The sequence below is a fragment of the Leifsonia sp. HAY1-4F genome (genome assembly GCF_056755275.1).
In genome coordinates this window covers 1-237 of the sequence record NZ_JBNDHX010000618.1, presented here as the reverse complement: position 1 = coordinate 237, position 237 = coordinate 1, and the positions used below count along the sequence as shown (strand labels likewise).

General features: G+C 67.5%; 1 protein-coding gene. It reads left to right on the top strand.

From position 1 onward, the window contains the following. Nucleotides 1–237: hypothetical protein (locus tag ACPYOG_RS20725; RefSeq protein WP_481295941.1), on the top strand; the 237-nt coding region annotated here is incomplete at both ends.

Sequence of the window (237 nt, the reverse complement as noted above, 5' to 3'; positions counted from 1 at the left end):
GGGCGACGTGGTGGGTCTCGCACAGCAGGTGCTGAAGTTCCCGCGGCACCTCGGTATCCACTCGGGCGGGATGGTGCTCACCGACCGGCCCGTCGGCGAGGTCTGCCCGATCGAGCACGCCCGCACGGAGAACCGCACGGTGCTGCAGTGGGACAAAGACGACTGCGCGTGGATGGGACTGGTCAAGTTCGATCTGCTGGGCCTCGGGATGCTCTCGGCGCTCGACTACTCGATGCG